Genomic DNA, 24,111 nt, shown 5'->3' on the forward strand with positions numbered 1-24,111 from the left:
CGCGTCATACGGGCGGCTATAGCTATTTTTTTAATAGCGTTTGACTTGAGGAACCGATACCATCGCTACCAATTTCCGTGACCGCCGCCATCGTGAGGAGCGCGCGCATCGCCTGAACCGAGAAATCATGGCGCCCGAAGTGCGCCTGAACGGCCCCGACAACGAACCGCTGGGCATCGTGCCCATCCAGGAGGCCCTGCGCATGGCGGGCGAGCTGGACGTCGATCTGGTCGAGATCGCCGCCACTGCGGTTCCGCCCGTCTGCCGCCTGATGGACTACGGCAAGTTCAAGTACCAGGAGCAGAAGAAGGCGGCCGAGGCCAAGGCCAAGCAGACGGTCATCGAGATCAAGGAAGTGAAGTTCCGCCCGGCCACCGATGACGGCGACTACAACATCAAGCTGCGCAACATCCGCCGCTTTCTGGCCGATGGCGACAAGATCAAGGTCACGCTGCGCTTTCGCGGCCGCGAGATCACGCACCAGGAGCTGGGCATGGCCCTGCTCGACCGCGTGCGCGCCGACCTGGCCGACTCCATCGTGGTCGAGCAGTTTCCCAAGCTGGAGGGCCGCCAGATGATCATGATGCTGGCGCCGGCGCGCAAGAAGGCCGGCGGCAGCGCCCCGGCCAAGGCGGTGGCCCCGGCGGGCGAGGAGACGGCCACGCCGGCATCGGCCGGCTGACGTCGACGTGTGAAGCATTGGCCGGGCACGCCCGGCGAACGGGCAGACTGGAAGGTCTGCCGCAAGAAGTGGCTCGGGGCCGATCAAGGGCGCAACGGTGTTGCGCACGCCTCGCGAGCACAAATCAAAAAGGAGCATGTCACATGCCCAAGATGAAGACCAAGAGCAGCGCGAAAAAGCGTTTTCGCGTTCGTCCCGGTGGCACCGTCAAGCGCGGTCAAGCCTTCAAGCGTCACATCCTGACCAAGAAGACCACCAAGAACAAGCGCCATCTGCGTGGAGCGGTGAATGTGCATGAGACCAACATGGGTCACATGGCGCAGATGCTGCCCTTTGCCGGCCTTTGATCAACCGACGAACCAGGAGAAAACGACATGCCTCGCGTCAAACGTGGTGTAACCGCCCGTGCTCGTCACAAGAAGATTCTCGCCCTGGCCAAGGGTTTCCGCGGCCGCCGCAAGAACGTCTTTCGCGTCGCCAAACAGGCGGTGATGAAGGCAGGCCAGTACGCCTACCGTGATCGCCGCAACAAAAAGCGCGTCTTCCGCCGCCTGTGGATCGCCCGCATCAACGCCGCCGCGCGGGAATGCGGCATCACCTACAGCCAGTTCATCAATGGCATGAGCAAGGCCGGCATCGAGCTGGACCGCAAGGTACTGGCCGACCTGGCCGTGCACGACAAGGCCGCTTTTGCCGGCATCGTCGAGCAGGCCAAGGCCAAGCTGGCCTGATTCAGGCGCCGCCGCGCAATACTCTTGTTGTAATAGCGTCTTGCGCTGGTGGTTCAAGGGGTTGAGGCCGCTTTGGCTTCAATCCCTTTTTCATTTCGCATTTTTCAGTGGCTGCCCTCATGACCGCGATCGCCCCACCCAGTGACCTTGCCGAGCTGGTGCACAGCGCCACCGAGCGCTTTGCGCAAAGCGCCACCCCTGCCGAGCTGGAAAACGCCAAGGCGCAGTTCCTGGGCAAGGCCGGCCGCGTGACCGAGCTGATGAAGGGCCTGGGCCAACTCGGCATCGACGAGAAGAAGTCGCGTGGCGCCGCCATCAACCAGGCCAAGCAGGCCATCGAGGCCGCGCTGGGCGCGCGCCGCCAGGCGCTGCAGGACGCCGAGCTGGCGCAGCAGCTGCAGGCCGAGGCACTGGACGTGACCTTGCCCGGCCGCGAGCGCGGCATGGGTGGCCTGCACCCGATCTCGCGCGCCTGGGAGCGCATCGAGCAGGTGTTTGCCAGCATGGGCTTCGACATCGCCGACGGCCCCGAGATCGAGAGCGACTGGTTCAACTTCACCGCGCTGAACAACCCGCCCAACCACCCGGCGCGTTCGATGCAGGACACCTTCTACGTTGACCTCAGCGGCGAGGACGGTCAGCCGTTTTGCCTGCGCACCCACACCAGCCCGATGCAGATCCGCTACGCCACGGCGCATGCCAAAAAGCACGCCGAGCAGCTTGCGCGCGGTGAGATGAGCGAGATCCGTGTCATCGCGCCCGGGCGCACCTACCGCGTGGACAACGACGCCACGCACTCGCCCATGTTCCACCAGGTCGAGGGCCTGTGGCTGGGCGAGAACGTGAGCTTCAAGGACCTGAAGGTCACCTACCTGAACTTCTGCAAGGCCTTCTTCGAGACCGATGACCTGATCCTGCGCTTTCGGCCCAGCTACTTCCCCTTTACCGAGCCCAGCGCCGAGATCGACATCCAGTTCTCGAGCGGCCCGCTGGCCGGCAAATGGCTGGAGGTGTCGGGCTCGGGCCAGGTGCACCCGCAGGTGGTGCGCAACATGGGGCTCGACCCCGAGCGCTTCATCGGCTTTGCCTTCGGCTCGGGCATCGACCGCCTGGCCATGCTGCGCTACGGCGTGAACGACTTGCGCCTGTTCTTCGAGGGCGACACCCGTTTCCTGAGCCAGTTTCGCTGATCGAGGTCTTTCATGCAGTTTCCCGAATCCTGGTTGCGCAGCTTCTGCAACCCGCCGCTGTCCACGCAAGAGCTGGCCGACACCCTGACCATGGGCGGCTTCGAGGTCGAATCCCTGCGCCCGGTCGCGCCCCCGTTCACCCGCATCGTGGTGGGCGAGATCAAGGAGGCGGTGCAGCACCCCAACGCCGACCGCCTGCGCGTGTGCCAGGTCGATGCGGGGCAGGGCGCCTTGCTGGGCATCGTGTGCGGCGCGCCCAACGCCCGCGCCGGCATCAAGGTGCCGTGCGCGCTGGTGGGCGCCGAGCTGCCGCCGGGCGAGGACGGCAAGCCCTTCGTCATCAAGGTGGGCAAGCTGCGCGGGGTCGAAAGCCAGGGCATGCTGTGCTCGGCGCGCGAGCTGGGCCTGTCGGACGACCACGGCGGCCTGCTGGAGCTGCCCGCCGAGCTGGCCGTGGGCCAGGATCTGCGCGCCGCGCTCGATCTGGACGACACCGTGCTCGAGCTCAAGCTCACGCCCAACCTGGGCCACGCGCTCAGCGTCTACGGCGTGGCGCGCGAGCTCTCGGCGCTGACCGGCGCCCCGCTGCAAACGCCCGCGATCGCGCCGGTGGCGGCCGGCATGGCCGAGGTGCTGCCCGTCACCGTCAGCGCGCCCGAGCTGTGCGGGCGCTTCTCGGGCCGCGTGATCCGCCACGTCGACACCCGCGCCGCCACCCCCGCGTGGATGGTCGATCGCCTGGCGCGCTGTGGCCAGCGCAGCGTGAGCGCGCTGGTGGACATCTCTAACTACGTGATGTTCGAATACGGCCGGCCGACCCACATCTTCGACCTGGACAAGATCCACGGCGGGCTTCATGTCCGCTGGGGCCGCGCCGGCGAGCGGCTCAAGCTGCTGAACGGCAACACCGTCGAGCTGGATGAAACCGTGGGCGTGATCGCCGATGCGCACGCCGTCGAGTCCCTGGCCGGCATCATGGGCGGCGACGCCACGGCGGTGTCCGACGACACGCGAAGCATCTACGTCGAGGCCGCCTTCTGGTGGCCCGATACCGTGGCCGGCCGCTCGCGCCGCTACAACTTCGCCACCGACGCGGGCCACCGCTTCGAGCGCGGCGTCGATCCCTCGCTGACGGTGGCGCACATCGAGCGCATCACGCAGCTCATCATCGACATCTGCGGCACGCCGCAAACGCAGTGCGGCCCCATCGACGACCAGCAGCCCCAAATGCCTGCGCCCCAGCCCGTCACGCTGCGCGTGGCGCGCGCGGCCAAGGTCATCGGCATGCCGCTCACGCAGGCGCAGTGCGCCGACGTGCTGCGCCGCCTGGGCCTGAGCTTCACCGAAGGCGAGGGCACGCTGACCGTGGCGCCGCCGGCGTATCGGTTCGACCTGCGCATCGAGGAAGACCTGATCGAGGAGGTGGCGCGCATCATCGGCTACCAGCAGTTGCCCGAGACCGCGCCGCTGGCCCCCAGCGTGCCGCGTACGCGCTCCGAATCGCGCCGCAGCGCCTTCGACGTGCGCCATGCCTTGGCCGACCTGGGCTATCTGGAGACCATCAACTTCAGCTTCGTCGACGAGGCCTGGGAGCGCGATCTGGCCGGCAACGCCAACCCGGTGCGCCTGCTCAACCCCATCGCCAGCCAGATGAACGTGATGCGCTCGTCGCTGCTGGGCTCGCTGCTGGACGTGCTCAAGCACAACGTCGACCGCCGCGCCAGCCGCCTGCGCGTGTTCGAGGTCGGGCGCGTGTTCCTGCGCGACGCCTCGGTGGCCACCACCGACCACAGCGTGCGCGGCGTGAACCAGCCGCTGCGCGTGGCGGGCCTGATTCATGGGCCGGCCCAGCGCCAGGGTTGGGGCGGCGCCGAGCGGCCGGCCGACTTTTACGACGCCAAGGGCGACGTGCAGGCGCTGCTGGCGCCGCGGCTCGCCCGCTTCGAACGCGCCGAGCACCCGGCCCTGCATCCCGGCCGCTGCGCCAGCGTGCACCTGGCGGGGCAGCTCATCGGCCACGTGGGCGAGCTGCATCCGCGCTGGCGCCAGGCCTGGGGCTTGTCGCATGCGCCGGTGCTGTTCGAGCTGGACTTGCAGGCCGTGCTGCAGCGCCCCATGCCCACGCTGGCGGCGCTGCCGCGCCAGCTGCCGGTGGAGCGCGACCTGGCCGTGGTCGTGGCCGAAGGCGTGACGCACGAGCAACTGCAGCAGTGCGTGCGCGGCGCAGCGGTGGATGCGCGCCTGCTGGACGTTACTTTGTTCGACATCTACCGGCCCAAGCCCGGCGCCGAGGCTGCGGCGGGAATGTCGGCGGGTGAAAAGAGCATGGCCTTGCGCCTGGTGCTGGACGACGCCGAGGGCCAGAGCCTGGCCGACGAGCGCATCGATGCGGCGGTGGGCGCCGTGCTGGCCGCCTTGCAGGCGCAACTGGGCGCGCGCCTGCGGGCCTGAGCGAAGGAGGCAACATCATGTCCGCGGACCCATCCCCCATCGCCACGCTGGCGGTCGACAGCCTGGAAACCTCGGCCTTGACCAAGGCCCAGCTGGCCGAACTGCTGTTCGAGCAGATCGGCCTGAACAAGCGCGAAGCCAAGGAGATGGTGGATGCGTTCTTCGAGCTGATCAGCCAGTCCCTGGTGGGCGGCGAGGAGGTCAAGCTCTCGGGCTTCGGCAACTTCCAGTTGCGCATCAAGGCGCCGCGTCCCGGCCGCAACCCGCGCACGGGCGAGCTCATTCCCATCGAGGCGCGCCAGGTCGTCACCTTTCACGCCAGCCAGAAGCTCAAGGACCAGGTCCAGGGCGCGGCTGGAGCCGACCCGGGTGCTGCCTGAGGGCGACAGAACGCGCCACGCAGGGCGATTGGTTCACGTTGCCGAGGCTTAAGCGGCTTGCCGAACCGGCCCGAGCACGGCAACATGCAAGGCCTGCCCACTGTCTGCTCTCACACCCATGGCCGCGATGCAACCCATCCTGCCGCCCATCCCCGCCAAACGCTACTTCACCATCGGCGAGGTGGGCGAGCTGTGCGCCGTCAAGCCTCACGTGCTGCGCTATTGGGAGCAGGAATTCACCCAGTTGCGCCCTATGAAGCGCCAGGGCAACCGGCGCTACTACCAGCACCACGAGGTGCTGATGATTCGCCGCATCCGCGAGCTGCTGTACGAGCAGGGCTTTTCCATCCACGGCGCGCGCCTCAAGCTGGCGCAAGGCGCCCAGCACGGCCGCGGCCTGGTGCCCGCCGACGCCAGCGAAGCGATGCCGGATGAAGGCCCGGACGCCCGCGCGGAGGGCCAGGCGCCACTCACCATCGCCGCATCGGCCGATACCGCCACCTGCCTGGCCGCCGTTGCCGCCGAACTGCGCGAGATTCGCCGCTTGCTCACCGTCGATTTTTGATCGGCCGGCCAGTTCGGGCGCTTTCACGCTATATAATCAAAGGCTTGTCGGCGTGTAGCGCAGCCTGGTAGCGCACTTGCATGGGGTGCAAGGGGTCGCGAGTTCGAATCCCGCCACGCCGACCATCTTTTAAATGAAATCAACGGGTTACAGCAGAAATGCCGTAACCCGTTTTTCGATGCCGCGCGCATCAGGGTTGCAGCTTGGCCAGCGCCTCCCGCTTGCCCATCTTGAGCACGGTCCGAATGCGCTCGAGCTGCGCAGCCCGTGGCGCCACTTTCCCGCTTTCCCATCGGGCCACGGAGAGCGCCGAGGCTTCCAGCAGCGCCGCCATGGCCTGCTGCGAAAGACCCAGTTGCTCGCGCTTGGCCGCCAGCACCTCCGCCTTGAACTGGAACCGGCGTCCCCCGCGTGCCCGAGCCTCGGCGTCCTGGGCCTGCGCTTTGCCCGGGGCGGCCTGATGGACTGCGGCTTTGTGCAGACCCCTCACCTGCGACACCAGGTCCTTGACGTCCCGCTTGAGCGACACGATCGCGGCGCGCTGCGCGGTGACGGTCTTGCGCAGGTTGCCCAGTTCGCCCTTGATCTCCTTGCGCGCCATGCGCAGGACCTCGGCCCGGAATGCGTCGGAGAAAGCTGTCATCGTTTCACCCAGTCTGTGGAAGGTGTGGAGCTTAGCGGCTCCGACAAAAAGCCGCCCGGGGCCGAGGCGCACGGGCGGCTTGCGGATTCCCTGCCCTCGGCGCCCAGGGGGGTGCGGGCCAGATGGGTGTCGACCCTCTCGGTCGGTATTCCAAAGAGCTTGAGGCGGTCGGAGGATGGGCTGACGAACTACGTGCCCGAGGACTTGCCTGCAGACAGCCGATGCGTTGACTGCGGCCCCCATCCATTCCCGCGAGCCGCTGGGAACTTCCCATTGCTACGTTATGTGTAGCTGCCAACGCTTGTTCGGTGGGGTGGCTGATGGGACTCGAACCCACGACAACCAGAATCACAATCTGGGACTCTACCAACTGAGCTACAGCCACCGCGTCAAGCCATTGATTATAGCTTGCGTTTGTGTTCGGCCCGATCGGCCGTGCCCATGAAAAAGCCCCGCGCGGGCGGGGCTTGCAAGCGGGAGGAAAAGCGCGCTCAGTCGCTGCTGCCGCCCAGTCCCAGCAGGGCCAGCAGGCCCTGGAAGACGTTGAACAGGTCCAGGTACAGGGCCAGGGTGGCGCTGATGTAGTTGGTCTCGCCACCGTCGACGATGCGCTTGAGGTCATACAGCATGTACAGGCTGAACACGCCCACGCACAGGGTGCTGATGACCAGCATGCCGGCGGTGGAGCCGACGAACACGTTGATGATGGCGCCGACGATGATGACCAGGGCGCCGACGAACAGCCACTTGCCCATGCCCGACAGGTCGCGCTTGATGAAGGTGGACAGGCTGGCCATGACGAAGAACACGCCCGCCGTGCCGGCCATCGCGGTCATCACCAGTTCGTGGCCGTTCTTAAAGCCCAGCACCATGGCGATCATGCGCGAGAGCATCAGGCCCATGAAGAAGGTGAAGGCCAGCAGCATGGGCACGCCGGCGGCCGAGTTCTTGGTCTTCTCGATCCCGTACATGAGGCCGAAGGCACCGCCCAGGAACACCACCAGGCCCAGGCCGCCGCCCAGGCTGGCGGTGATGCCGGTGGCCACGCCCAGCCAGGCGCCCAGCACGGTCGGGATCAGGCTGAGCGCCAGCAGCCAGTAGGTGTTGCGCAACACCTTGTTGCGCTGCGCCTGCAGCGCGCCGGTGCCTTGCGCACCACCCAGGTAGGGGGAGGGGGAAAAGCGGTCGGTCATGGTGTCGATCTCCTTGCGGGCATCCTGTGGCAGCCACCGTGGCGGCCTGTCGAGGTCATTGTACGTAGACTGCAAATGATCGCAAAAATTCCCTTTTCAAGGGCTTGACTTGTTGTTGCCGCCCTGTTTGCACTCCGAGCGATGGCAGAGGTTATGCTCCGCATATCCCGTTTTGTATACAGTCGCCCCGCGGTGGGTGCGACAGCGCGGGTGCATGACACCGTGGAACGACCATGAAATCGAAAGCAGTCCTGGAATCGGCCGAGATCAAGGCCATCGCCCACGCCGCGGAGGCCGAGGCGCTGAAGAACCAATGGCGGGTGACGATCGCCATCGTCGACGACGGTGGCCACCTGCTGCACCTGAGCCGCCTGGACGACGCGGTGCCCATGAGCGCGCAGGTGGCCCCGGCCAAGGCGCGCAGGGCGGCGCTGGGGCGGCGCGAGAGCAAGATCTTCGAGGACATGATCAACGGCGGGCGCACGGCCTTTCTGTCGGTGCCCGGCATGGACGGCCTGCTGGAGGGCGGCGTGCCCATCCTGGTGGACGGCCAGTGCGTGGGTGCCGTGGGCGTGAGCGGCGTCAAGTCGAACGAAGACGCGCAAATTGCGCGCGCGGGCGTGGCGGCGCTGGAAGCCGCGGTGAAAAAAGCTCAGTAATTCATCCGCTCCGGCCGCACGTCCTGCAGGATGGTGGTGGCGATCTCCTCGATCGACTTGGTGGTGGTCGATAGCCAGCGGATGCCGGCGCGGCGCATCATGGCCTCGGCCTCGGCCACCTCCATGCGGCAGTTGTCCAGCGCGGCGTAGCGCGAGTTGGGGCGCCGCTCGGCGCGGATCTCGGCCAGGCGTTCGGGGGCGATGGTCAGGCCGAAGATCTTCTTGCGCCAGGGCAGCAGCGCCGAGGGCAGTTGGCGGCGCTCGAAGTCCTCGGGGATCAGCGGGTAGTTGGCCGCCTTCAGGCCGAACTGCATGGCCAGGTACAGGCTGGTCGGCGTCTTGCCGCTGCGGCTGACGCCGACCAGGATCACGTCGGCGCCGGCCAGGTCGCGGTGGCTCTGGCCGTCGTCGTGCTGCAGGCTGAAGTTGATGGCCTCGATGCGGTCGTGATAGGCCTGGCTGCGGCTGATGTCCGAAAAGCGCCCCACGCGGTGCAGGCTTTTCAGGCCCAACTCGGTCTCGATGGGCTGCACGAAGGTGCCGAACATGTCCAGCAGCATGCCCTTGCAGCCCGCGCGCAGGATGGCCAGCACCTGCGGGTCGACCAGGGTGGTGAAGACCAGCGGGCGCTGGCCTTCCACCTCGTGCACGTGGTTGATCTGGCGCACCGCCTGATGCGCCTTGTCGGGCGTGTCGGTGAAGGGCAGGCGCACGTGGCGCGGCGTGAACTCGAACTGCGCCAGGATGGCGTTGCCGAAGGTTTCGGCCGTGATGCCGGTGCCGTCGGAGACGTAGAAAACGGTGCGGTGGGTCATGGTGGGCCTGGGGTGCGGGCGGCCGGTTCGGGTGGCGCCCTTTTCTCTAGAATGGTGTCCATTATGCGAACCCGCCCATCGCGCCCTCCTGGCGCGCGCCCCGTTGCCGCGCCGCGCGCGCTGCCGGCCGGCGGTCGTTCGCTGCGCGCCGCCTGCCGCGCCCGCCGATTTTCAAACTCCGGAGCTTTCCCATGTCTGCACTTTTCGAGGCGGCCGCCCTGGTCGTACCGTTTGAGAACCTGAGGATGACCGACGTCGAGGTCGTCGGCGGCAAGAACGCCAGCCTCGGCGAGATGATCTCGCAGCTGCCCCAGGGGGTGCGCGTGCCCACGGGCTTCGCCACCACGGCGCACGCGTTCCGCGAGTTTCTCAAGCACCAGGGCCTGCACGAGCGCATCAGCCAGCGCCTGGCCGCGCTCGACGTGGACGACGTGCGCGCGCTGGCCGCGGCTGGCGCCGAGATCCGCGGCTGGGTGGAAAACCAGCCCTTCCCGGCCGAGCTCGGCCAGGCCGTGCGCGCGGCGTTCGCGCAGCTGTCCGCGGGCAACGCCCAGGCCAGCTTTGCCGTGCGCTCCTCGGCCACGGCCGAGGACCTGCCCGACGCCTCGTTCGCCGGCCAGCAGGAGACCTTCCTGAACGTCGTTGGCATCGAGGACGTGCTGCACAAGATGAAGGAGGTGTTCGCCAGCCTCTACAACGACCGCGCCATCAGCTACCGCGTGCACAAGGGCTTCGCGCACGACGTGGTGGCGCTGTCCGCGGGCGTGCAGCGCATGGTGCGCTCCGACCTGGGCGCGTCCGGCGTAATGTTCACCATCGACACCGAGAGCGGGTTCGATCAGGTCGTGTTCATCACCAGCAGCTACGGCCTGGGCGAGACCGTGGTGCAGGGCGCCGTGAACCCGGACGAGTTCTATGTGCACAAGCCCATGCTCAAGGCCGGCAAGCAGGCCGTGATCCGCCGCAACCTGGGCAGCAAGCTGATCCAGATGGTGTTCGCCAGCGCCGAGGAGAAGGCAGCCACCGGCAAGCTGGTCAAGACCACCGACGTGCCCACCGAGCTGCGCAACCGCTACAGCCTGACCGATGCCGATGTGCAGCAGCTGGCCCACTACGCCCTGGTGATCGAGCAGCACTACGGCCGCCCCATGGACGTGGAGTGGGGCAAGGACGGCACGGACGGCCAGCTGTACATCCTGCAGGCGCGCCCCGAGACGGTGAAGAGCCAGTCCCAGGGCCAGGCCGAGCAGCGCTACAAGCTCAAGGGGCATGGCACCGTGCTGGCCGAGGGCCGCGCCATCGGCCAGAAGATCGGCACCGGCCCGGTGCGCCTGGTGCACGACATCGCCGAGATGGACAAGGTGCAGGCCGGCGACGTGCTGGTCACCGATATGACCGACCCGAACTGGGAGCCGGTGATGAAGAGGGCCAGCGCCATCGTCACCAACCGCGGCGGGCGCACCTGCCACGCGGCCATCATCGCGCGCGAGCTGGGCATCCCCGCCGTGGTCGGCTGCGGCCACGCCACCGAGCTGCTCAAGGAGGGCACGCTGGTCACGGTGAGCTGCGCCGAGGGCGATACCGGCAAGATCTACGACGGCCTGCTGGAGACCGAGGTCACCGAGGTGCAGCGCGGCGAGATGCCCAAGATCGGCACCAAGATCATGATGAACGTGGGCAACCCGCAGCTGGCCTTCGACTTCGCCCAACTGCCCAACGAGGGCGTGGGCCTGGCGCGGCTGGAGTTCATCATCAACAACAACATCGGCGTGCACCCCAAGGCGATCCTGGACTACCCGGCCGTCGATGCCGACCTGAAAAAGGCCGTGGAGAGCGTGGCGCGCGGCCACGCCAGCCCGCGCGCCTTCTACGTGGACAAGGTGGCCGAGGGCGTAGCGACGATCGCCGCGGCCTTCTGGCCCAAGCCCGTCATCGTGCGTCTGTCGGACTTCAAGTCCAACGAATACCGCAAGCTCATCGGCGGCAGCCGTTACGAGCCCGAGGAAGAGAACCCCATGCTGGGCTTCCGCGGCGCGGCGCGCTACATCAGCGAGGACTTCGCCGAGGCGTTCTCGATGGAGTGCGAGGCCATCCGGCGCGTGCGCGGCGAGATGGGCTTGACCAACGTGCAGGTCATGGTGCCCTTTGTGCGCACGCTCGGCCAGGCCAGGCGCGTGACCGAGCTGCTGGCCGAGCGGGGCCTCAAGCGCGGCGAGAACGAGCTCAAGATCATCATGATGTGCGAGGTGCCGAGCAACGCGGTGCTGGCCAACGAGTTCCTCGAATACTTCGACGGCTTCTCGGTCGGCTCCAACGATCTGACGCAGCTCACGCTGGGGTTGGACCGCGACTCGGGGCTGGAGCTGCTGGCGCACGACTTCGACGAGCGCGACCCGGCGGTGAAGGCCCTGCTCAGGCAGGCGATCGCCGCCTGCAAGGCGCAGGGCAAGTACGTCGGCATCTGCGGCCAGGGGCCCAGCGACCACCCCGACTTCGCCCGCTGGCTGGCCGACGAGGGCATCGCCTCGATCTCGCTCAACCCCGACAGCGTGATCGACACCTGGACGCTGCTGGCGCAGTAGCCCGGCCGCCGCCACCACCGCCATGGCCGCACCGCCCGCCCCGCCGTCTCCACCCGCGCGGGCGGCGCGCTGGCGCGGCCTGCTGCTGGCGCTGTGGGCGGCGGCGTCCTTCGGCGTGGCCTTTTTCGCGCGCGAGCTGACGCAGGTGGTGGCCGGCTGGCCGCTCAACTACTGGTGGATGGCGCAGGGCGGCGTGCTGCTGTTCATCGCCCTGGTGGCCGGCTACGCCTTCTGGATGAACCGCCACCCCGAAGCCGACGACGAGGAGGCGCATGAGCCGCGGCCCTGATCCGGCCGCGGCGGGCGATGCGCGCCACCACCGCCTGATGGCGGTCTTCATCGTGGGTTTTCTTGCCTTCCTGGCGCTCATGGCCTGGGCCGAGCGCGCCGGCCTGTCGCGCGACTGGATCGGGCCGATCTTCCTGTTCCTGTCGGTGATGGCCTACGCCGGCATCGGCATCTACGCGCGCACCACCGATCCGCAGGAGTTCTACGTCGCCGGCCGGCGCATTCCGGCGATGTACAACGGCATGGCGACGGCGGCCGACTGGATGAGCGCGGCCTCGTTCATCAGCCTGTCGGGCGCGCTGTACCTGCAGGGCTTCTCGGGCACGGCGGCGCAGCCGGGCGGGCTGGCCTACGTGCTGGGCTGGACGGGGGGCTTCTGCCTGGTCGGCCTGCTGATCGCGCCGCGCCTGCGGGCCATGGAGCTGTACACCGTGCCCGATTTCTTCGCCGCGCGCTTCGGCCAGGGGCCGCGGCTGGTGGCGGCGCTGGGGGCGGTGGTGTGCTCGTTCATGTACGTGGTGGCGCAGATCTACGGCATCGGGCTGATCGCCTCGCGCCTGACGGGGGTGCAGTTCGAGATCGGCATCCTGCTGGGCCTGGGCGGGGTGCTGCTGTGCTCGTTCCTGGGCGGCATGCGCGCCATCACCTGGACGCAGACGGTGCAGTACGTGGTGCTGCTGCTGGCCTTTCTGATCCCGGTGTCCTGGCTGGCCTACAAGCAGCTGGGCACGCCGCTGGCGCCGCTGGCCTATGGCGCGCAGCTGCCCAAGATCGCCGAGCTGGAGGAGGCGCTGATCGCCTCGCCCGCCGAGCAGCAGGTGCGGGCGGTGTTCGCCGCCCGCGCGCAGGAGCTGGCCCAGCGCCTGCAGGACCCGGCCACCGCCCTGGCGGGCGAGCGCTCCCGGCTGGACGCGCGCTTGCGCGCGCTCAAGGAACACGGCGCCGAGCTGTCGCAGCTGATGCAGGCGCGCCGCGAGCTGGCCGCGCTGCCGCGCGATGCCGAGGCGGCGCGCGAGAGCTGGACACGCGCCATGCAGGTGGCGCAGGAGCGCGCCCAGCCACTGGGTGGCCTGCCGCGCCAGGGCCAGGCCTTTGCCGGCGACCCCGATGGCACGCCGGCCGAGCAGGCCGCCTTCGACGGCTCGCGCCTGAACTTTCTGGCGCTGATGTTCTGCCTGATGGTGGGCACGGCCAGCCTGCCGCACCTGTTGACGCGCTTCTACACCACGCGCACCGTGGCCGACACGCGCCGCTCGGTGGCGTGGTCGCTGGTGTTCATCGCGCTGCTGTACCTGGGCACGCCGGCGCTGGCGGTCCTGGTCAAGTACGAGGTCATGGAGCACCTGGTGGGCAGCCAGTTTGGCGAGCTGCCGGCCTGGATCGCGCAGTGGGCGCGCGTCGATCCGGCGCTGATCTCGGTGCAGGACGTCAACGGCGACGGCGTGCTGCAGTTCGGCGAGATCCGCCTGGGTGCCGACATGATCATGCTGGCCACGCCCGAGCTGGGGGGCATGCCCTACGTGGTGTCGGGCCTGGTGGCCGCGGGCGGGCTGGCGGCGGCGCTGTCCACCGCCGACGGGCTGCTGCTGACCATCAGCAACGCGCTGGTGCACGACACCTCGCCCATCCGCGACAAGGTGGTGGTGGTGTCCGAGAACCGCGTGATCCTGTCCAAGTTCGCGCTGCTGGCCGCCGCCATGGTGGCCACCTTCGTGGCGGTGCTCAAGCCGGCCGAAATCCTGTCGCTGGTGACGGTGTCGTTTTCGCTGGCGGCGGCCACCTTCTTTCCGGGCCTGGTGGCGGGCCTGTTCTGGCGCCGCGCGGGCACGCGTGCCGCTACCTGGGGCATGCTGGCGGGCGCCGGCGTCACCGCGGGCTACATGCTGTGGACCCACCCCGGCCTGCGCGCCTGGTGGGGCCTGCCGCCGGGCGGGCTGTGGTGGGGCATCCATCCCATCTCGGCCGGCGTGTTCGGCGTGCCCCTGGGCTTTGCGGTGATCGGGCTGGGCTCGTTGCTGGAGCGCCGCGCCGCGGCGCCGGCCTCGGAAGCCCTGGCCTCAGAAGCGCCGGCTGACGTAGCGTGAACCGGCCAGGCCGAAGCGCCAGGGCAAGGCCTGCGCCTTGCTGATGCCGATGCGCGGCCCCGCCACCACCTCGATGGGCCGCGCCGGATCGGGCGCGCGCACCGCGAACGGCGGGCGATCCAGCGGCAGGCCGTAGAAGGCCTTGTCGATGCCCAGCGCCTGGCCCACGCGGCCGGGGCCGGCGCACAGCAGGCGCTCGTCCTCCAGGCCGCGGCGCGCGCGCATGCGCTCCAGGCCATGGGTGGGCTGCAGGGCGCGGATCAGCACGCCGGCGCCGTGGCCCTCTTCGCGGCAGACGAAGTTCAGGCACCAGTGCAGGCCGTAGTTGAAGTACACGTAGGCGTGGCCGGGCGGGCCGAACATGGCGCGGTTGCGCTCGGTGGGGCCGCGGTGGGTGTGGGCGGCGGCGTCACTCATGTCGTAGGCCTCGGTTTCGACGATCACGCCGCCCACGCCGTCCACCAGCAGCGTGGCGCCGATCAGGCGGCGCGCCACCTCGAGGGCGTCGCCGGCGAAGTCCTTGCTCTTGAGGGTGCGTGTCATGAAAGTGAAAGCGCCGCGTGGGCGGCGTGGCTAAGATTCTCGGTCAAGACCAGTTCCAAGGAGTTCATCCGTGTTCAAAGCCCTGTTGCTGACCAAGCCCGAAGGCGGCGCGCTGCAATGCGCCATCACCGACCTGGAGGAGGCCGCGCTGCCCGCCGGCGAGGTGCGGGTGCAGGTGGCGGCATCCACCCTCAACTACAAGGACGCGCTGGCCATCACCGGCAAGGCGCCGGTGGTCCGCAGCTACCCCATGGTGCCAGGCATCGACTTTGCCGGCACGGTGCTGGAGTCCAGCGACCTGCGCTACCGCCAGGGCGACGCCGTGCTGCTCAACGGCTGGGGCGTGGGCGAGTCGCACTGGGGCGGCCTGGCGCAGCAGGCGCGCGTCAAGGCCGACTGGCTGGTGCCGCTGCCGGCCGGCCTGACGGCGCCGCAGGCCATGGCCATCGGCACTGCGGGCTACACCGCCATGCTGTGCGTGATGGCCCTGCAGCAGCACGGCGTGACACCGCAGCAGGGCCCGGTGCTGGTGACCGGCGCCAACGGCGGCGTGGGCTCGATCGCCATCGCGCTGCTGGCGCGCCTGGGCTTTACGGTGCACGCCAGCACCGGCCGCTTGAACGAGGCCGAGCACCTGAAGGCGCTGGGCGCCAGCGAGCTGGTCGACCGCGTCACGCTCGGCGGGCCCGGCAAGCCGCTGCAGAAGGAGCGCTGGGCCGCCGCCGTGGATGCCGTGGGCAGCCACACCCTGGCCAACGTCTGCGCCAGCCTGCGCTACGGCGGCGTGGTGGCCGCCTGCGGGCTGGCCCAGGGCATGGACCTGCCGGCCACCGTCGCGCCCTTCATTCTGCGCGGCGTCACGCTGGTGGGGGTGGACAGCGTCATGGCACCCTACGCGCGCCGCGTGGAGGCCTGGCGCCGCCTGGCGCAGGAGCTGCCGGCCGAGGTGCTGGCCAGCAACACCCAGACCATCGGCCTGGCGCAGGCCGCCGGCATGGCCGCCGAGCTGCTGGCCGGGCGCGTGCGCGGGCGCGTGGTGGTCGACGTGAATCGCTGAGGCGCGGAAAAAGCCGGCCTTGCGGCCGGCTTCGTGGTCTGCCGCCGGGTGCCGTGGCTCAGCGCACCTGGTCGAAGAACTGCCGCGCCGCCGCCATGCAGAACGGCGGCTCGTAGCTGCCATGGTAGGCGCCGTAGTAGGCGGCGAACTCGGGCGAAGTGGGGTCGGTGGGCGCCTTGCCGCCGGGGCCGAAGACGGCCTGGATTTGAGCGTCCACGTCGACCGAGCTCACGTTCTTGACCCCGCTGGCCTGGAAGTTGGCGAACATCGGCAGCTGGTGCACCGCCGGCGGCACCGTGGGGTCGCCGGCACCGCCGCACAGCAGGGTCGGGGCCTTGGGTTTCCAGTCGAACAGGGTGTTCCTGGCCGCGTCCACGCTGATGCCGGCCTTGCTGTCGGTGATCATCGACTGCAGGAACGCCGGCTGCATCAGCGCATCGCGCGCCTGGTTGGGCGTGCCGCCCGGCAGCTTGCCCGCGGTGACCAGGGTGTCGTAGGTGTAGGTGGGGCTGGGCAGCAGGTTCTCGATGTCGGCGGCGTAAGGCGCCTTGAACACGTCCTCGGGCTTGTTGTAGACGTTGCCGTACACCTTCTGCCACGACGTGATGATGAAGGGCACGAAGAACTGGTAACCCGCGATGGCGTCGGGCACCTTCATGGCGCCGGCCAGGTTGTAGGGGCCGGCCAGGTGAGCGCCGGCCACCAGGTTGATCTCGTTGGCGTTGGCGGCTTCGGCGTTGCGCTGCGTGGCCATCGACGAATGCCCGCCCTGCGAGTAGCCGCTGACCATCACCTTGCCCGAGAACTTGACGCCGACGGCACCCGCCGCGTTGCGCGCCGCGCGGATCGAGTCGATCACCGTGCTGGCCTCGGAGTCGGCGTGCAGGTAGGGGTGGTAGGCATAGGTGGACTTGGCGTAGCCCAGGTAGTCGCTGGCCACCACCGAATAGCCCTGCGCCGCGTAGAAGGCGGCCAGCATCATGGTTTCGGCGTTGGTCGGGTCGGCCATGGTGGTGGGCTTGAAGACCACGGTGCCGTGGGCGTAGGCCAGCAGCGGCGTGGCGGCGGTGGCGCAGGACGAGCCGGCGGGGCCGGTGGGCACCAGCAGCGCGCCGGACGAGTTGGCACCCGACTCGCCCTTGGCGCCGAGGGTGGCGTAGTTGAGCACCAGGATCTTCACGCCGCAGCTGGCCTTGCCGGTCAGCGCCTGCAGGCCGCTGGCCGCCGTGGCGGCGTCGATCTGCTCGGGCGTCAGGTCGGCCACGACGCGCGCCGGGTCCAGCAACTCGCCGCGCTTGGGGCCCGCGGGCTCGTCCGAGCCGCCGCAGGCGACCAGCAGCGCAGCGGCCGCGGCGATGGCAGACAGTTGAAGCAATTTCATGGTATCCCTCTCGTGGTTGAAGCAAAGCGCTCAAGCCATGCATCGTGCAAAGGCACGGGCCGGGGGGCCATAGGGACTAACGCGAGGTGAGGGCCTGGCGTCAGGCGGCTGGCGTGAAACGGCCCGTCATCGACCGTGAATGACTATCATATTGATAGTTTCCTGGGATTGATTCATGCGGGCTACGAGCCCATTTCATTCAGAAATCGACGGGCAACAGGGCTCAGGCCGCCGCCATGCGGGCCGGCAGGCGCGCCTCGCGGATCGGCAGGTTGATGACCGCGGCCAGCAGCGCCAGCACGATGTCGGCGCCCCACATCCAGCCGTAGCTGCCGAAGCGGGTGATGGCCAGGCCGCCCAGCCAGGCGCCCAGGAAGCCGCCGATCTGGTGGCTGAACAGGGTCAGCCCGAACAGCGTGCCCAGGTAGCGCACGCCGAACAGCTTGCCCACGATGCCGGCCGTGGGCGGCACCGTGGCCAGCCAGGTCAGGCCCAGGCCGATGGCGAACACGTAGAACACCCAGGGCTGGCTGGGCATCAGCAGGTACCAGCCCACCAGCACGGCGCGGCTGGCGTACATCAGCGCCAGGATCATCTTGCTGCGGTACACGCCCACCAGGTGGCCCACCCACAGGCTGCCGACGATGTTGGCCAGCCCGATCAGCGCCAGCGAGGTGCTGGCCACCGTGGGCGGCAGGCCGCACAGATCGACCTCGGTGGGCAGGTGCGTGACCAGGAAGGCGATGTGAAAGCCGCAGGTGAAAAAGCCCGCGTGCAGCAGCCAGTAGCTGCGGTCGCCCAGCGCCTGGCGCAACGCCTGGCGCAGGCCGCCGCCGGCGGGCGCCGCCGCGTGCGACGGGTGGGCGTGCCCGTGGCTGCCGCGCGTCAGCCTGCCCACCAGCGGCAGCGCTGCCAGCGTCAGCGCGGCCAGGCTGTACATGGCGCCCATCCAGCCCAGTGCCTGGATCAGCCTTTGCGTGAGCGGCGCAAACACGAACTGCCCCAGCGAGCCGCCCGCGTTGATGACGCCCGAGGCCGCGCCGCTGGCCTGCGCGGACATGCGCTGCGCCGCCGCGCCGATCAGCACCGAGAAGCTGCCCGCGCCCGCGCCGGCGGCCACCAGCAGGCCCTGCGTGGCGATCAGCCCCCAGGTGGAGCCGGCCAGCGGCGTCAGCGCCGTGCCCAGCGCCAGCAGCACGATGCCGATCAGCAGCACCGCGCGCGGGCCCCAGCGGTCGGCCGCCGCGCCGGCCAGCGGCTGGATGGCGCCCCAGCTGAACTGGGCCACCGCAAAGGCAAAGCTGATGCTGGCGATGCCCAGGCCGGTGGAGCTGTTGATGGGCCCCAGGAACAGGCCCACCGACTGGCGCGCGCCCATGGTGATCATCATGATGCCGGCGGCCGCCAGCGTGATGGCCCAGGCGCCGGGTTCTTTGAGCTTGGAGAGCATGGGGCGTGTTCCGGGGGGAGGGTGGCTGAAACCGAAGGCGGGGTGGCGACCATGGCGATGATAGGGCTGTTCGACTGAGCGATTGAGCCCATAATTGGGTCCGTTACGTCAATGATTTGTTGACAATGAACCTGCGCGGCACCGCATCCTCATCGCTTCGCGCCACCGGCGCCGCACCGCCCGAGGCCTTCTGGCTGCCGTCCTGGCACGCCTTCATCAAGACGGTGGAGCTGGGCAGCATGGCCGCCGCCGCGCGAGCGCTGGACTGCACGCGCGCGCAGGTCAGCCGTCAGATGGCCGAGCTGGAGGCGCACCTGGGCGCGCGCCTGCTCGAGCGCTCGACCCGCCGCCTGCGGCCCACGCCCGCCGGCGAGGTGTTTTTGCAGCACGCGCGCCAGGCGCTGGACAGCGTGGCCGCCACGCACATCGCGCTGGGCCAGCAGGCCGGCCGGCCCCAGGGCGTGCTGCGCGTCAGCGCCACCATCACCTTCGGGCGCATCCACGTCGCCCCGCTGCTGCCGCCGCTGCTGGCCGCGCACCCGCAGCTGGTGTGCGAACTGATCCTGACCGACCAGCTGGTGGACCTGGTGCAAGACCAGATCGACCTGGCCCTGCGCATGACGCGCAGCCCGCCGCAGGACGCGGTGGCGCGGCGCATCGCCGGCATCGAGCGCGCCATCTTCGCCGCGCCGGCCTACCTGGCCGCGCACGGCGCGCCCGCCAGCGTGGCCGAGCTGGCTCGCCACCAGACGCTGAGCTACCTGCTGACCGACGACGACCACTGGCGCCTGCAGGACGCCGGCGGCGCCGAGCACCGCCTGCCCAGCAGCAGCCGGCTGCGCCTGAACAGCACCGACGCGCTGCTGGACGCGGCGCTGGCCGGGCTGGGCCTGGCCATCCTGCCGGTTTATCTGGTGGCGCCGCACGTGGCGGCCGGCCGGCTGCAGGCGGTGCTGCCGCAGGTGCAGCCCGTCACTCCGCACGGCAACGCCATCTACGCCTGCTACACCCCCAGCCGCGTGCGCAGCCCCAAGGTGCGCGTGCTGCTGGATGCGCTGCGCGAGCGCTTCGAGCCGCTGCCGCCGTGGCAGCGCTTCGATCAGGCCTGAAGCCGGCGCAGCGCCTGCTCGACCTCGGTGCCCGCCTGCGGCCGCACCACGCGGGCCAGCTCCTGCCCGTCCTTCAGGAACACCAGCGTCGGCCACAGCTTGACGCGAAAGCTGCGCCCCAGCGGCCGCCCGGGGCCGTCCTCCACCTTGACGTGCGGCACCGCCTCGCCCGCCTGCGCGAAGGCCGACGCGATGTGCGGCTGCGCGCCCTGACACCAGCCGCACCAGTTGGCGCCGAACTCCAGCACCAGCGGGCCGCGCGTGGCGTCCACGTCGGCGCGGGTCAGGGTTTCGGGCGTGAAGGTGGCGGTGTAGGGCATGGCGGCGCGCGAAGTGTGGGGCGATCATAGCGGCCGGCGGCGGTATCCCCACCCCGTGCACGGGCAAGCGCGTGGGCGCCGGCGCCCTGGCGCCAACACGCTATGTTCGGGCGTGATGAGAGCCATGGATGACCTGTCCCAGCGGCCCGACCGCGTCGCCATCGCGCGGCTGGTCGAGCGCTTCTACGCCGACGTGCGCGCCGATGAGTTGCTGGCCCCGGTGTTCGAGCCGCTGCTGCACGACCACTGGCCCGCGCACCGGGTGCGCATGACGGACTTCTGGTGCACCACGCTCAGGCTGGAGCGCAGCTTTCGCGGCGACGTCCACCACAAGCACATGGCGCTGGCCGGCATCCGGCCCGCGCACCTGCGGCGCTGGCTGCGCCTGTGGCAGCGCGACACCGCGCTGGAGCTGAACCCGGCCGCCGCCGCCCGCCTGCAGGACGTGGCGGTGGGCATCGCCCGCGTGATGGCCCTGGGCTGGTTCGGGCGTCTGCCCTCGCGCGATCAGCTGCTGGAGGAGCTGGCCCTGGACGCCTCGGCGGCGTAGGCGCCCGGGCCGCCATCCGCCGCGCGCAACGCCTCCAGCGTGTTGAGGTTGGCAAAAGCCTGCGGGTCGTCGTCCGGGCGGTCGAAGGCAAGCTGCGTGGTGCGGTGCTGCGCGCTCCAGTCCAGGATGCGGCGCCCACCGGCCTGCAGGTAACGCTGCAGGCTGCCGGCCAGCGTGGTGCGCAGCAGGCAGAACACCGGCTGGGCCTGCAGGCGCAGCGCGCCCTGGGCATCGCGTTCGGGCGTCGCGACCATGGCGATTTCGGCCTCTTGCGCGCGCAGGGCATGCGCCAGGCGCTCGCAAAGCGATAGCGGAAAGTGCGGTGTGTCGCACGGCACCGTCAGCAGCAGCGGCGTGCTGGCGTGCGCCAGGCCGGCCAGAAAGCCCGCCAGCGGGCCGGGGTGGTCGGGCAGGGCGTCGGCCAGCACCGGCACGCCGAAGGCCTGGTATTCGTCCCGGTGGCGGTTGGCGCTGATCAGGATGTGCGCCGGCGGCAGGCTTTGCCGGCGCAGGCGCTCCAGCGCGTGCCGCGCCAGCGGCCGGCCCTGGAAGACCTGCAGGCCCTTGTCCGCGCCGCCCATGCGCGCGCCGCGGCCGCCGGCCAGGACGAGGGCGGTGATGGGCGGCAGGGCGGTTGGCGGCGTGGCGGTCACGAACGGAGGCAGGCGGGCGGGGCAGCGGCTCAACCGCCGATGTAGCTCATCTCCACCCGCGGCGCCGCCTTGTGCGGGTCGGGCGGCAGGCTGGCGCGCAGCTCGCTGTAGCGGTCGCTGCGGCCATGCCAGATGCCGGCGACGGCCTCGCCGATCTGCGCGTCGCTGGCGCCGCCGCGCAGCAGGCGGCGCAGGTCGTGCCCCTGGGTGGCGAACAGGCACAGGAACAAGCGCCCGTCGGTCGACAGGCGCGCGCGGTTGCAGGCGCCGCAAAACGGGTGCGTCACGCTGCAGATCACGCCGACCTCGCCCAGGGCCGGGTCGTGGCGGCCATCGGCGCCCGCATAGCCCCAGCGCTCGGCGGTCTCGCCCGGCGCGCCAGCCTGCAGCGGCACCAGCGGAAACTCGGCCTGCAGCCGGCGGATCACCTCCGCGCCGGGCAGCACCTCGTCCATGCGCCAGCCGTTGGTGGCGCCCACGTCCATGAACTCGATGAAGCGCAGCGTGATGCCGCGGCCGCGGAAGTACCGCGCCATCGGCAGGATCTCGTGGTCGTTGGTGCCGCGCTTGACCACCATGTTGACCTTGATCGGCCCCAGGCCCGCGGCCTGCGCGGCGTCGATGCCGGCCAGCACCTTGCGCACCGGAAAGCCGACGTCGTTCATGGCCTGGAACACCGCGTCATCCAGGCTGTCCAGGCTGACCGTCACGCGCTTGAGGCCGGCGGCGGCCAGCGCCCGGGCCTTGCGCTCCAGCAGCGAGCCGTTGGTGGTCAGCGTGATGTCCAGCGGCTCGCCGTCGGGCGCGCGCAGCGCCGCCAGCTGCTCGACGAGCCCCTCCACGTTCTTGCGCACCAGCGGCTCGCCGCCGGTCAGGCGCAGCTTGCGCACGCCCACGCCCACGAACAGGCGCGCCAGCCGCGTGATCTCTTCAAAACTGAGCACCTCGGCGTGCGGCAGAAACGGGTAGCTGGCGCCGAACACCTCTTTGGGCATGCAGTAGGTGCAGCGGAAGTTGCAGCGGTCGGTCACGCTGATGCGCAAGTCGTGCAGCGCCCGCCCGCGCGTGTCGCGCAGCAGGCCGTCGGCCGGTGCAGGCGTCACGATGTCTGGCGCCGGCACGCGCTCGCCGCGCCGGGCCGAATACGAAACAGTGCGGGTCCCCATGCGGCCCATTATGCGCAAGCGCCGAAGGCGCGCTGCCCGTGGTGGCATGCGCGCACACGGCCAGCACGTTAGGATCGGTGATCGCTTGAAGGCCACGCCGTGATGAACCGCATCCTTGCCCCCGCCGATGCCACCCGTCGCCGCTGGCTGCAAGCCGCCGCCGCGGGCTTGGTGCTGCCGCCGTGGGCCGCCGCCGCGCAGGCGAAACCCGCGCACGAGCTGCCGTTGCCTACCGTCGGCAGCGCGCTGCCGCTGGCCCCCGCGCCGCTGCTGGGCGGCGGCCGCTTCGATCCGGCGCAGGCCGAAGGCCGCGTGCTGGTGCTGTACTGGTGGGCCAGTTGGTGCCCGTTTTGCGCCGAGCAAAGCCCCGAGATGCAAAAGCTGTGGGACGCCCAGCGCGGCCGCGGCCTGCAGATGCTGGCCCTGTCGATCGACAAGACGCCCGAGCCGGCGGTGGCCTATCTGCGCAAGAAGAACTACAGCTTTCCGGCCGCGTGGCTGGGCCCCGAGCTGCAGCGCAGCTATCCCAAGCCCGAGGGCCTGCCCGTCACCGTGGTGCGTGGCAAGGACGGGCGCGTGGCGCAGGCCGAGAAGGGCCAGCTGTTTCCGGAGGACGTGGCGCAGCTGGCGCGCTGGCTGTAGCGGCGTATTCAGAGAGGCTGGTCCACGGGTTCACGCGCCACCCGCGTCACCCGCGTCTCCAGAACACAAAGAGCCTCATGGTCGCGGAGCAGGCCATGCGCGTAAGCCCCTGGCCGGGGTCTCCCCGGTCAGAGGGCGTGTCCCCGGCAGGGGGAAGGCGCAACAACGCGAAGCGTGTGCAGACTGGGGGCGAGCCATTCACGCGCACCGCGCCCCATCCACCTCGATGCACACGCCGCTGACGAAGGCGGCCTCGTCGCTGGCCAGGTAGAGCGCGGCGTTGGCCACGTCCAGCGCGGTCGAAAAGCGCCCCAGCGGGATGGTGGCCAGGAATTTGGCGCGCCGCGCCTCGTCCACCGGGCCGCCGGCGAATTCGGCCGACAGGCCCGTGTCGGGGTTGAACACCGGGTTGATGCAGTTGACGCGGATGTTGTCGGGCCCCAGCTCGGCGGCCATCGACTTGCTGGTGATGATGACCGCGCCCTTGCTGCCGTTGTACCAGGTCAGGCCCGGGCGCGGGCGGATGCCGGCCGTGCTGGCGATGTTGATCAGGCTGCCGCCACCGCCCGCGCGCAGCGCCGGCACCGCGTGCACCGCGCTCCAGTAGATGCTCTTCATGTTGACGGCGTAGACCTTGTCGAACTCGGCCTCGCTCACCTCCAGCATGGGGCGGTTGCGGTGCGTCCAGCCGGCGTTGTTGACCACCACGTCCAGCCGCCCGCCGAAGTCCTGCGCGGCCTGCACCAGGCGCGCCCAGTCGGTGCCCTGGGTCACGTCGGCGGCCACGAAGCGCGCCTTGCCGCCGGCGGCGTTGATGGCGGCGGTGACCTTCTCGCCCAGCGCCGGGTTGATGTCGTTCACGATGACGGCCGCGCCTTCTTCGGCCAGCCGGCGGGCGATGCCCTCGCCGATGCCGCCGCCGGCGCCGGTGACGATGATGGATTTGTGGTGCACGCGCATGGGTCGGGTTCCTCGTG

At 69.8% G+C, this 24,111-nt stretch carries 25 protein-coding genes and 2 tRNA genes; 16 read left to right on the forward strand and 11 right to left on the reverse strand.

The window, feature by feature from the left end:
* The first annotated feature begins 61 nt into the window (after positions 1 to 61).
* The 8 genes from infC (at position 62) to H6927_09635 (ending at position 6,124) form a co-directional block, all read left to right on the forward strand.
* The gene (gene infC, locus H6927_09600; protein MCP5218352.1) at positions 62 to 682 is read left to right on the forward strand and encodes a translation initiation factor IF-3; all 621 of its coding nucleotides are present in this window, start codon (positions 62 to 64) and stop codon (positions 680 to 682) included.
* A 143-nt stretch (positions 683 to 825) separates the two neighbouring features.
* Positions 826 to 1,029, forward strand: coding sequence for a 50S ribosomal protein L35 (gene rpmI / locus H6927_09605; protein MCP5218353.1), 204 nt, complete (start codon positions 826 to 828; stop codon positions 1,027 to 1,029).
* A gap of 27 nt (positions 1,030 to 1,056) precedes the next feature.
* On the forward strand, positions 1,057 to 1,413 hold the full coding sequence (gene rplT, locus H6927_09610; protein ID MCP5218354.1) for a 50S ribosomal protein L20: 357 nt from the start codon (positions 1,057 to 1,059) through the stop codon (positions 1,411 to 1,413).
* Positions 1,414 to 1,532: 119 nt separating this feature from the next.
* Complete coding sequence (gene pheS, locus H6927_09615) at positions 1,533 to 2,603, forward strand: phenylalanine--tRNA ligase subunit alpha (GenBank protein MCP5218355.1); 1,071 nt, start codon at positions 1,533 to 1,535, stop codon at positions 2,601 to 2,603.
* Positions 2,604 to 2,615: 12 nt separating this feature from the next.
* Positions 2,616 to 5,054 (forward strand): phenylalanine--tRNA ligase subunit beta, encoded by a 2,439-nt coding sequence (locus tag H6927_09620; protein ID MCP5218356.1) that lies wholly within the window; start codon positions 2,616 to 2,618, stop codon positions 5,052 to 5,054.
* Positions 5,055 to 5,071: 17 nt separating this feature from the next.
* Positions 5,072 to 5,434, forward strand: coding sequence for an integration host factor subunit alpha (locus H6927_09625; protein MCP5218357.1), 363 nt, complete (start codon positions 5,072 to 5,074; stop codon positions 5,432 to 5,434).
* Positions 5,435 to 5,561: 127 nt separating this feature from the next.
* Positions 5,562 to 5,999 carry a MerR family transcriptional regulator gene (locus tag H6927_09630; protein MCP5218358.1) on the forward strand — a complete coding sequence of 146 codons (438 nt, stop codon included), beginning with the start codon at positions 5,562 to 5,564 and terminating at the stop codon, positions 5,997 to 5,999.
* Positions 6,000 to 6,047: 48 nt separating this feature from the next.
* Positions 6,048 to 6,124, forward strand: a tRNA-Pro gene (locus tag H6927_09635).
* A gap of 65 nt (positions 6,125 to 6,189) precedes the next feature.
* Here H6927_09635 and H6927_09640 read toward each other — a convergent pair.
* The 3 genes from H6927_09640 to H6927_09650 form a co-directional block, all read right to left on the reverse strand.
* Positions 6,190 to 6,642, reverse strand: a complete 453-nt coding sequence (locus H6927_09640) for a helix-turn-helix domain-containing protein (GenBank protein MCP5218359.1) — start codon at positions 6,640 to 6,642, stop codon at positions 6,190 to 6,192.
* A gap of 309 nt (positions 6,643 to 6,951) precedes the next feature.
* Positions 6,952 to 7,027, reverse strand: a tRNA-His gene (locus H6927_09645).
* Between the two features lie 106 nt (positions 7,028 to 7,133).
* Complete coding sequence (locus tag H6927_09650; GenBank protein MCP5218360.1) at positions 7,134 to 7,835, reverse strand: Bax inhibitor-1 family protein; 702 nt, start codon at positions 7,833 to 7,835, stop codon at positions 7,134 to 7,136.
* A gap of 233 nt (positions 7,836 to 8,068) precedes the next feature.
* On the opposite strand from H6927_09650, the gene H6927_09655 reads away from it, so the two are divergent.
* On the forward strand, positions 8,069 to 8,494 hold the full coding sequence (locus H6927_09655) for a heme-binding protein (GenBank protein MCP5218361.1): 426 nt from the start codon (positions 8,069 to 8,071) through the stop codon (positions 8,492 to 8,494).
* Here H6927_09655 and H6927_09660 read toward each other — a convergent pair.
* Positions 8,488 to 9,309, reverse strand: coding sequence for a kinase/pyrophosphorylase (locus H6927_09660; GenBank protein MCP5218362.1), 822 nt, complete (start codon positions 9,307 to 9,309; stop codon positions 8,488 to 8,490). The two genes, H6927_09655 and H6927_09660, sit on opposite strands and share 7 nt — an antisense overlap.
* Positions 9,310 to 9,500: 191 nt before the next feature.
* Between H6927_09660 and ppsA the strand changes: the two genes are divergently transcribed.
* The 3 genes from ppsA to H6927_09675 are packed head-to-tail and all read left to right on the forward strand — an operon-like array spanning position 9,501 to position 14,263.
* The gene (gene ppsA / locus H6927_09665; protein ID MCP5218363.1) at positions 9,501 to 11,891 is read left to right on the forward strand and encodes a phosphoenolpyruvate synthase; all 2,391 of its coding nucleotides are present in this window, start codon (positions 9,501 to 9,503) and stop codon (positions 11,889 to 11,891) included.
* Between the two features lie 22 nt (positions 11,892 to 11,913).
* The gene (locus H6927_09670; GenBank protein ID MCP5218364.1) at positions 11,914 to 12,180 is read left to right on the forward strand and encodes a DUF4212 domain-containing protein; all 267 of its coding nucleotides are present in this window, start codon (positions 11,914 to 11,916) and stop codon (positions 12,178 to 12,180) included.
* Positions 12,164 to 14,263, forward strand: coding sequence for a VC_2705 family sodium/solute symporter (locus tag H6927_09675; GenBank protein MCP5218365.1), 2,100 nt, complete (start codon positions 12,164 to 12,166; stop codon positions 14,261 to 14,263). Before H6927_09670 ends, H6927_09675 begins: the two co-directional genes overlap by 17 nt.
* On the opposite strand, the gene H6927_09680 is transcribed toward H6927_09675, so the two are convergent.
* Positions 14,237 to 14,806, reverse strand: a complete 570-nt coding sequence (locus H6927_09680; GenBank protein MCP5218366.1) for a DNA-3-methyladenine glycosylase — start codon at positions 14,804 to 14,806, stop codon at positions 14,237 to 14,239. The two genes, H6927_09675 and H6927_09680, sit on opposite strands and share 27 nt — an antisense overlap.
* Positions 14,807 to 14,876: 70 nt before the next feature.
* Here H6927_09680 and H6927_09685 point away from each other — a divergent pair, with 70 nt between their 5' ends.
* Positions 14,877 to 15,863 (forward strand): oxidoreductase, encoded by a 987-nt coding sequence (locus H6927_09685; GenBank protein MCP5218367.1) that lies wholly within the window; start codon positions 14,877 to 14,879, stop codon positions 15,861 to 15,863.
* A gap of 58 nt (positions 15,864 to 15,921) precedes the next feature.
* Here the strand turns inward: H6927_09685 and H6927_09690 are convergent, their stop codons facing one another.
* Both H6927_09690 and H6927_09695 read right to left on the reverse strand, forming a co-directional pair.
* Positions 15,922 to 17,244 carry an esterase gene (locus H6927_09690; protein MCP5218368.1) on the reverse strand — a complete coding sequence of 441 codons (1,323 nt, stop codon included), beginning with the start codon at positions 17,242 to 17,244 and terminating at the stop codon, positions 15,922 to 15,924.
* A 223-nt stretch (positions 17,245 to 17,467) separates the two neighbouring features.
* On the reverse strand, positions 17,468 to 18,694 hold the full coding sequence (locus tag H6927_09695; GenBank protein MCP5218369.1) for an MFS transporter: 1,227 nt from the start codon (positions 18,692 to 18,694) through the stop codon (positions 17,468 to 17,470).
* Between the two features lie 125 nt (positions 18,695 to 18,819).
* Here H6927_09695 and H6927_09700 point away from each other — a divergent pair, with 125 nt between their 5' ends.
* Complete coding sequence (locus tag H6927_09700; GenBank protein ID MCP5218370.1) at positions 18,820 to 19,803, forward strand: LysR family transcriptional regulator; 984 nt, start codon at positions 18,820 to 18,822, stop codon at positions 19,801 to 19,803.
* Here the strand turns inward: H6927_09700 and H6927_09705 are convergent.
* A complete protein-coding gene (locus tag H6927_09705; GenBank protein MCP5218371.1) occupies positions 19,794 to 20,123 on the reverse strand; it encodes a thioredoxin family protein in 330 nt (109 codons plus the stop codon). The two genes, H6927_09700 and H6927_09705, sit on opposite strands and share 10 nt — an antisense overlap.
* Before the next feature lie 124 nt (positions 20,124 to 20,247).
* Here H6927_09705 and H6927_09710 point away from each other — a divergent pair, with 124 nt between their 5' ends.
* Complete coding sequence (locus H6927_09710; protein MCP5218372.1) at positions 20,248 to 20,673, forward strand: group III truncated hemoglobin; 426 nt, start codon at positions 20,248 to 20,250, stop codon at positions 20,671 to 20,673.
* Here the strand turns inward: H6927_09710 and mobA are convergent.
* On the reverse strand, positions 20,631 to 21,254 hold the full coding sequence (mobA, locus tag H6927_09715; GenBank protein ID MCP5218373.1) for a molybdenum cofactor guanylyltransferase: 624 nt from the start codon (positions 21,252 to 21,254) through the stop codon (positions 20,631 to 20,633). The genes H6927_09710 and mobA overlap by 43 nt on opposite strands.
* Positions 21,255 to 21,355: 101 nt before the next feature.
* Positions 21,356 to 22,492, reverse strand: coding sequence for a GTP 3',8-cyclase MoaA (gene moaA / locus H6927_09720; protein MCP5218374.1), 1,137 nt, complete (start codon positions 22,490 to 22,492; stop codon positions 21,356 to 21,358).
* A 102-nt stretch (positions 22,493 to 22,594) separates the two neighbouring features.
* Here moaA and H6927_09725 point away from each other — a divergent pair, with 102 nt between their 5' ends.
* Positions 22,595 to 23,134, forward strand: coding sequence for a TlpA family protein disulfide reductase (locus H6927_09725; protein MCP5218375.1), 540 nt, complete (start codon positions 22,595 to 22,597; stop codon positions 23,132 to 23,134).
* A gap of 198 nt (positions 23,135 to 23,332) precedes the next feature.
* On the opposite strand, the gene H6927_09730 is transcribed toward H6927_09725, so the two are convergent.
* On the reverse strand, positions 23,333 to 24,094 hold the full coding sequence (locus H6927_09730; protein ID MCP5218376.1) for an SDR family oxidoreductase: 762 nt from the start codon (positions 24,092 to 24,094) through the stop codon (positions 23,333 to 23,335).
* Positions 24,095 to 24,111 lie beyond the last annotated feature (17 nt).

The organism is Burkholderiaceae bacterium, assembly GCA_024235995.1.
In the GTDB taxonomy this organism is placed as follows: domain Bacteria; phylum Pseudomonadota; class Gammaproteobacteria; order Burkholderiales; family Burkholderiaceae_C; genus Ottowia.

What these genes read in the sequence shown, in the direction of transcription:
- mobA (MCP5218373.1), bottom strand. Translation starts at nt 21,254, where the DNA reads ATGGGCGGCGCGGACAAGGGCCTGCAGGTCTTCCAGGGCCGGCCGCTG.
- H6927_09690 (MCP5218368.1), bottom strand. Translation starts at nt 17,244, where the DNA reads ATGAAATTGCTTCAACTGTCTGCCATCGCCGCGGCCGCTGCGCTGCTG.
- H6927_09650 (MCP5218360.1), bottom strand. Translation starts at nt 7,835, where the DNA reads ATGACCGACCGCTTTTCCCCCTCCCCCTACCTGGGTGGTGCGCAAGGC.
- H6927_09680 (MCP5218366.1), bottom strand. Translation starts at nt 14,806, where the DNA reads ATGACACGCACCCTCAAGAGCAAGGACTTCGCCGGCGACGCCCTCGAG.
- H6927_09725 (MCP5218375.1), top strand. Translation starts at nt 22,595, where the DNA reads ATGAACCGCATCCTTGCCCCCGCCGATGCCACCCGTCGCCGCTGGCTG.
- H6927_09625 (MCP5218357.1), top strand. Translation starts at nt 5,072, where the DNA reads ATGTCCGCGGACCCATCCCCCATCGCCACGCTGGCGGTCGACAGCCTG.
- H6927_09695 (MCP5218369.1), bottom strand. Translation starts at nt 18,694, where the DNA reads ATGCTCTCCAAGCTCAAAGAACCCGGCGCCTGGGCCATCACGCTGGCG.
- H6927_09620 (MCP5218356.1), top strand. Translation starts at nt 2,616, where the DNA reads ATGCAGTTTCCCGAATCCTGGTTGCGCAGCTTCTGCAACCCGCCGCTG.
- H6927_09705 (MCP5218371.1), bottom strand. Translation starts at nt 20,123, where the DNA reads ATGCCCTACACCGCCACCTTCACGCCCGAAACCCTGACCCGCGCCGAC.
- H6927_09700 (MCP5218370.1), top strand. Translation starts at nt 18,820, where the DNA reads ATGAACCTGCGCGGCACCGCATCCTCATCGCTTCGCGCCACCGGCGCC.
- rplT (MCP5218354.1), top strand. Translation starts at nt 1,057, where the DNA reads ATGCCTCGCGTCAAACGTGGTGTAACCGCCCGTGCTCGTCACAAGAAG.
- H6927_09630 (MCP5218358.1), top strand. Translation starts at nt 5,562, where the DNA reads ATGCAACCCATCCTGCCGCCCATCCCCGCCAAACGCTACTTCACCATC.
- H6927_09660 (MCP5218362.1), bottom strand. Translation starts at nt 9,309, where the DNA reads ATGACCCACCGCACCGTTTTCTACGTCTCCGACGGCACCGGCATCACG.
- ppsA (MCP5218363.1), top strand. Translation starts at nt 9,501, where the DNA reads ATGTCTGCACTTTTCGAGGCGGCCGCCCTGGTCGTACCGTTTGAGAAC.
- H6927_09670 (MCP5218364.1), top strand. Translation starts at nt 11,914, where the DNA reads ATGGCCGCACCGCCCGCCCCGCCGTCTCCACCCGCGCGGGCGGCGCGC.
- H6927_09675 (MCP5218365.1), top strand. Translation starts at nt 12,164, where the DNA reads ATGAGCCGCGGCCCTGATCCGGCCGCGGCGGGCGATGCGCGCCACCAC.
- H6927_09710 (MCP5218372.1), top strand. Translation starts at nt 20,248, where the DNA reads ATGGATGACCTGTCCCAGCGGCCCGACCGCGTCGCCATCGCGCGGCTG.
- H6927_09640 (MCP5218359.1), bottom strand. Translation starts at nt 6,642, where the DNA reads ATGACAGCTTTCTCCGACGCATTCCGGGCCGAGGTCCTGCGCATGGCG.
- pheS (MCP5218355.1), top strand. Translation starts at nt 1,533, where the DNA reads ATGACCGCGATCGCCCCACCCAGTGACCTTGCCGAGCTGGTGCACAGC.
- H6927_09655 (MCP5218361.1), top strand. Translation starts at nt 8,069, where the DNA reads ATGAAATCGAAAGCAGTCCTGGAATCGGCCGAGATCAAGGCCATCGCC.
- moaA (MCP5218374.1), bottom strand. Translation starts at nt 22,492, where the DNA reads ATGGGGACCCGCACTGTTTCGTATTCGGCCCGGCGCGGCGAGCGCGTG.
- H6927_09730 (MCP5218376.1), bottom strand. Translation starts at nt 24,094, where the DNA reads ATGCGCGTGCACCACAAATCCATCATCGTCACCGGCGCCGGCGGCGGC.
- rpmI (MCP5218353.1), top strand. Translation starts at nt 826, where the DNA reads ATGCCCAAGATGAAGACCAAGAGCAGCGCGAAAAAGCGTTTTCGCGTT.